Source organism: Phenylobacterium sp. (genome assembly GCF_030651185.1).
Lineage (GTDB): Bacteria > Pseudomonadota > Alphaproteobacteria > Caulobacterales > Caulobacteraceae > Phenylobacterium.
This window is the reverse complement of the sequence record NZ_JAUSCJ010000002.1, coordinates 1-5,825: the sequence shown is the minus strand read 5'-3', so window position 1 is coordinate 5,825 and position 5,825 is coordinate 1. Positions and strand designations below refer to the sequence as shown.

2 protein-coding genes are annotated in these 5,825 nt (G+C 67.6%); one reads left to right on the top strand and one right to left on the bottom strand.

What is annotated here, in order from left to right; genetic code table 11:
* Positions 1-179 precede the first annotated feature (179 nt).
* Positions 180-1,991, top strand: a complete 1,812-nt coding sequence (gene mnmD / locus Q7J39_RS00430) for a tRNA (5-methylaminomethyl-2-thiouridine)(34)-methyltransferase MnmD (protein WP_304819340.1) — start codon at positions 180-182, stop codon at positions 1,989-1,991.
* A gap of 197 nt (positions 1,992-2,188) precedes the next feature.
* Here the strand turns inward: mnmD and Q7J39_RS00425 are convergent, their stop codons facing one another.
* Positions 2,189-5,182: a TonB-dependent siderophore receptor gene (locus tag Q7J39_RS00425; RefSeq protein WP_304819339.1), complete on the bottom strand. Its 2,994-nt coding sequence runs from the start codon at positions 5,180-5,182 to the stop codon at positions 2,189-2,191.
* Positions 5,183-5,825: the final 643 nt, after the last annotated feature.

Below are 5,825 nucleotides of genomic sequence, written 5' to 3'. Positions count from 1 at the left end.
GCCGCCGCCGCCCCGGCCGCTGCTGACGCCGCTGCTGCTGCTGCTGCTCCGGCCGCCGCCGCCGCCGCCGCTCCGGCCGCCGCCGCTGCTGAAGCCGCGAAGCACTAAGCTTCTCGACGCATCTGCGTTTACGAAGGGCCGTCCCCGTTCGGGGGCGGCCCTTTTCGTTACGCGGTCCCATGAGCTATCAAAGCACGCCTTCTCCGCTTGTCTGGGCCGACGACGGCCAGCCGCGCTCCCGGCTCTATGGCGACGTCTATTTCTCCACCGAGGACGGTCTGGCCGAGTCGCGCACCGTCTTCCTGGCCGGCTGCGGCCTGCCCGACGCCTGGTCCAGACGTGATCGATTCGTGGTGGGGGAGCTCGGCTTCGGCACCGGCCTGAACATCCTGGCCCTGCTCGACCTCTGGCGCAGGACCCACGAGCCCGGCGCCCATCTTCACATCTTCTCTGTCGAAGCCCATCCGCTGAGCGCGGACGAGGCCCGCCGAGCCCTGGCCGCCTGGCCGGACCTGGCCGATCTTGCGCGCCTGCTGACGGACCGCTGGCCGGGCCAGGCTCGAGGCTTCCACCGGGTCGACCTGCCCGAGCTGGCCGTCACTCTGGACCTGGCGGTGATGGACGCTCATGAGGCCCTTGAAGGCTGGCAGGGTCGCGCCGACGCCTGGTTCCTCGACGGCTTCTCTCCGGCCCTCAATCCCGGCATGTGGGATCAGACTCTGCTGACCCTGGTGGCCGCGCGTTCGGCGCCGGGGGCGCGGGCGGCGACCTTCACGGTCGCAGGCGCCGTGCGGCGCGGCCTGCAGGCTGCTGGATTCACCGCCGAGAAGCGCCCCGGCCACGGCCGCAAGCGGGAACGCCTGGAAGCCAGCCTGCCAGGAATCCACCTCGCGGCGCCTGCGCCTCGCGTGGCCGTCGTCGGCGCGGGGATCGCCGGGGCCAGCGCGGCGCGCGCCCTGCGCGCCCTGGGCTGCGAGCCCATCCTGATCGAGGCGGAGGCGCCGGGGGCCGGGGCGTCGGGAAATCCGGCCGCCCTGGTGACGCCCCGCCTCGACGCCGGCCTGGGCCCCCTCGCCGCCCTGTTCGCCCAGGCCTATGGCCGCGCCCTTGGGCTATATGAGAACATCCCGGACACCATCCTGTCCCGCGGGGTCCTGCAGTTGGCCGACGGCGAGCGGGACCTCGGGCGGTTCGCCAAGATCGCCGCCTCCGACCTGTTCGAACCCGGAGCCCTTGCGCTCTGCGGCCTCGATGAGGCCAGCAGCCGGATGGGCGAACCTGTCCCGGCCGCCCTGGACCTGACCGGCGCCCTGGCCATCGCGCCGGCCACCGTGCTGGCGGCCTGGTGCGGGGAGGTCCTGCGGGCGACCGTCGCCGGCCTGAGCCGGAAGGACGGCGTGTGGCGCCTGGCCGACGCCGGCGGCTCCACGATCACGGAGGCCGAGGCGGTGATCCTGGCCACGGGCCACCAGCCCCTGTGGCCGCAGCCGGAGATCGGCCCCGCGCGGGGTCAGGCCAGTTGGACTCGGGACGGTGGCGATGTCCACGCCGCGGCCTGGGGCGGCTATGTACTGCCCACGCGGGGTGGCCTGCTGTTCGGCGCCACCCACGACCGCGACGATGTGGCCACAGACCTGCGTGAGGTCGACCACGACCGCAACCGTCTCGCGCTTGCGGCCGCCCTCCCGCAACTGGCTGAGCGGCTAGAGGGCCGCCCCCTGGAAGGCCGCGCCTCGGTGCGGGCCACCACGGCCGATCGCCTGCCCCTGGCCGGCGCCGCGCCGGAAGCCGAAGCCGGGCTGTTCCTGCTGGGTGGGCTGGGATCGCGAGGCTTCTGCCTGGCCCCGCTGCTGGCCGAGCATGTGGCGGCCCTTGTGCTTGGCGCGCCCTCGCCAATGCCCGCAGGCCTGTCGGAACTGGTTGATCCGGCTCGCTTTCTCCGCCGCGCGGCGCGACGGGGCCGCAATTCTGTCCCGGGCCGCTCGCGATAGGCGCCGTGGGACGACCTGGCTAAGGCGCCGGCCGAGCCCCCCTCCGTGCACCCGGACCGCGGCTCTGCGGGTTCCGGCCGCGCCGGCGAGCGTCGCGAAGACCTGACAAGAAAGGGGCGCCATCCGGTTGGACGACGCCCCTCAGTTGGGTTGGGAAAGGCCGGCGACGGAAGGCCCGCCGCCGGTCGTCTCGTCGGCTAGAAGTTCTTCTTCAGACCAACCTTGAAGACGCGGCCCAGCGGGTTCCCGTTGGTGACGTCGTAGTTGTAGAAGCTCTGGGCGAAGGGCGGGTCGGTATCCAGGATGTTCTGGACACTGAAGGTCGCCGTGGTCTCCCAGGGCAGTTCGACCCGCAGGTTCAGGTCGTGCTGCCAGAAGTCGTCCAGCTTTCCGACGCTCTGATAGACGCCGGTCGCGTAGTTGTAGCGGCAGTCGGCTGTGGCGCCGGCGCCGGCGTCACCCACGCAGACGGGCGCGGCGATGGTCGTGCCCTCACGATAGAGCAGCTGGTAGCGCAGGTTCCAGGTTTCCCCTGCGACATTGATGAAGGCCGAGGCGCGGGTCTTCGGGAACGAGAAGAACTCGCCCGTCAGGTCGTGCTTGCCGGCCCGATCGATCGCCGGGGCGATGGTGACGGATGGGTCTTCCAGCAGGGTGGTGGCGCCGCGCTTGTACTCCTTCGTCAGGGTCGCTTCGGCGCCCACGGTCACCTTGGTGTCGTAGAAATCCATGCCGAAGAAATTGTCGAAGTCATACTGGGCGCGAAGGTCGAAGCCGGAGGTCTTGGTGTCCTGGCCGTTGACGATCTTGATCGTCGCCTGCAGCACATTGGTTTGGGTGGTGCAGACCGGAGCGCCGCCGACATTCACGAAGCGCGCCGCGAAAGCGGGCTTGGCGCAGTTGGCGGCGTTGAGGGCGGCGAGCAATTGGCCCGCGTCCTCGACGATCAGTTCCTTCTTGAAGTCGAAGGTCCAGTAGTCGACCGAGGCGCTGAAGGCGCCGGCCGTGATCAGGACGCCAAGGTTACCCGTCGTCGCCGTCTCGGGTTCGAGGAAGGGGTTGTTCTCGGTCACGACAGCGCGGTAGGAACCCGCGATGTTGCGGACGCCCTTGCTGCTGCCGGGCGTCAGAGCCGCTTGGCCGGGAGCCCGGAAGGTGGTCCCCGCGGAACCGCGGAAGGCCAGCCAGTCCATCGCCTGCCAACGGGCTGAAACCCGCGGGTTGGTGGTGGATCCGACATTGCCGCCGAAGTCTTCGTGACGGATTGCGCCGCTGACCTCGAGGTTCTCAAGCACCGGCAGCTTAACCTCCGCGAAGGCCGCGCCGACCCGGCGGTCAACATCGTTGTCCCTCTGAGCTCCGAAGAACACGAACGGACCGGTGGGGTTGGCGCATTGGCCCTGCTGGCCGTCGATGGAGTCGACGCAAGGGGTCGCCTGCACGTCGCCCAGATCGGACCAATCGTCCTGGTTGCGGTCGAAGCGATACTGCACGCCAGCCGCCCAGGCGATGTTGCCGCCGCCCAGGGCGATGCTGGTTTCCTTGTTGATCACGGCATCGGCGACCAGGATCTGGTTGGTCGCCACGTTGGTGTAGGTGCCGTAGAGCCAGGCCTTCATCGCCGGATCGTTGGCCACCGAGGCCACATACAGGGGGTTGGCGTTCCCATTGATGGCGCTGGCGGCGATGCCATTGCTGAAGGGGTTGAGATACTTGCAGGCCCCGACGCCCGGCGTGCCGGTGGCGTAGTTGCAGCCCGGACCGCCGAGGCCGTTGAAGGCCCGCTGGATGCGGTTCACCAACAGGTCATTGGTGGTGACGATGCCCTTGTTTTCCATGAAGGTCAGGGCTGTGTCCCAGCCGATGCCATCAAGGAGGCCACCGTTGAACCTGCCGTTAAACCCGGCCGAAACACGGTACTGAGTCTGCTCGATCTGCTGATAATCGGCGCCGTCCGAGTTCAGCGGATGGCCCTCGACACCGATCAGACGCCAAGCCGTCTGGCTGGTGGTGACACCCCCCGCCATGGCCGCGCACTGGGCCGCGCTGAGCGGCGCGACGCAGTTGGTCCGCAGAGCGATCAGGCCGGGATTGGAAGCCGGCACGAAGTAGCGCGTCTGATTGTTGTAGCCGGGGGCCGCCGTTGATCCGGAGGTGTTGGCGGTCGGAAACTGGGTGGTGAGGTTCGCCGGCGAGAGGCGCTGATCGGGAACGTCATTGCGGTTCCAGGCGATCTCGCCGTGGAAGCGGATGTCGTCGCTCAGGTCGAAATTGACCTCACCGTAGAGCTGGTAGTGATGCTCTTCGTTCACCAGGTCGTTGAAGTTGCTGAACTGGTAACGGCAAAGGGCGCCGCCGGAGGTCACGGGCTTTAGCGTGCCTGAGAGTTCCTGCGAACCGAGGACGTTACATCCATTGTCCCGGAACAGGGCGCCGCCGGAGGGGGTGCCGTAGGAGCCGGGGCTCGCCGACCCCGACCAGCCACCGTAGAAGACCGATTCGAACGGACGCACCGCGTAGTCGCGGTCCTGGGCGTCGAGGCGGCCGCGGGCCCGGTAACCCGCGGTCAGGAGGAGGTTGCCGTTATCGAAGATCTTCCCGTAGGCAATGCTGGCGTCGTAGTCGCCGCCATCCGAGTCCTTGATGAATGAGTAGTTGCCGTTGAACTCGAAGCCGTCGAGGTCCTTGCGGGTGATGAAGTTCACCACGCCGGCGACCGCGTCCGAGCCATAGGTGGCGGCCGCGCCGTCCTTCAGGATTTCGATACGGCCAATGGCGGCCGTCGGCATGAAGTTCAGGTCCTGACCGCCGCCCTGGAAGGCCGCGGCGGTGGTGTCGGCCAGGCGCCGGCCGTTCATCAGAACCAGGGTCCGGGACGACCCGAGGCCCCGCAGGTTGATCGAGGCGGTGCCGGCGCCACCATTGTAGCGGTTACTCTCGCCGAGCGAGGACTGCGCCGAGGTCAGGGTCTTGACCAGCTGGACAACGCTAGGCGCGCCTTGCTTGGCCAGTTCCTGCACGCCGATGACATCGACCGGCTGAGCCGCCTTCTCAGACGTCCCGGCGATGAACGAGCCGGTGACCACGACCTCTTCAACGGTGGTGCTTTGTTGGGCGAAAGCGGATCCCGCTCCCAGCGTCAGGGCGACGGCCAGAATGGACCCGCCACAGAAATATCTGCTTTTCAACATCAATTGGTTCCCCCTCGAGTGCCGCCCTTGAATGTGGGTTTGGGCATTTTGACTCACGCGAAGAAACAACCATCCGGCGCCGCCGCCGACAGCGCCAGGAATTTTTCCGTGAGGAAACAGAACGCCGTTATGTGCTGCAGTGCACACATCCGGCTAGCTGATCACTGATCATGAAGTGGCTGTTTGCAAAGGATTTGCGTGTGTGGAGCTCGGCTCACACGCACGTCGAAACGAGATTTCCCTTATGCAACAGTAGGCGTTGAGTTGGGAAACCCAAGATATGCGACCTGTGGGTGTGTGATTGGTTTTGAACTCTACGTCAAAAATCGCCGCGTGCTGCGCCGCATTGAGGCCAAGGAGGGCGTTGCATGAAAGACACGGCCGGCCAGAGATGTCGTTGGCGACCTACCGTTGGGGAACCCCGGCGGGGCGCCGGGCCTGCGGTGGGCCAGCTCGTTGCTGCCAAGACCCGCTAATCGCACCTTCCACGCTCGGGCGGCAGGGAAAAGAAAACGCCGCCCCCGTGAGGGGGCGGCGCGAGGTGTAATCCGCTGGGCTCTTGGCCCGGTCGGTATTCTAGAAGCGCTTCTTGATGCCGATGGTGTAGACGCGGCCGAGCGGGTTTCCGCTGCCCGGGTCGTAG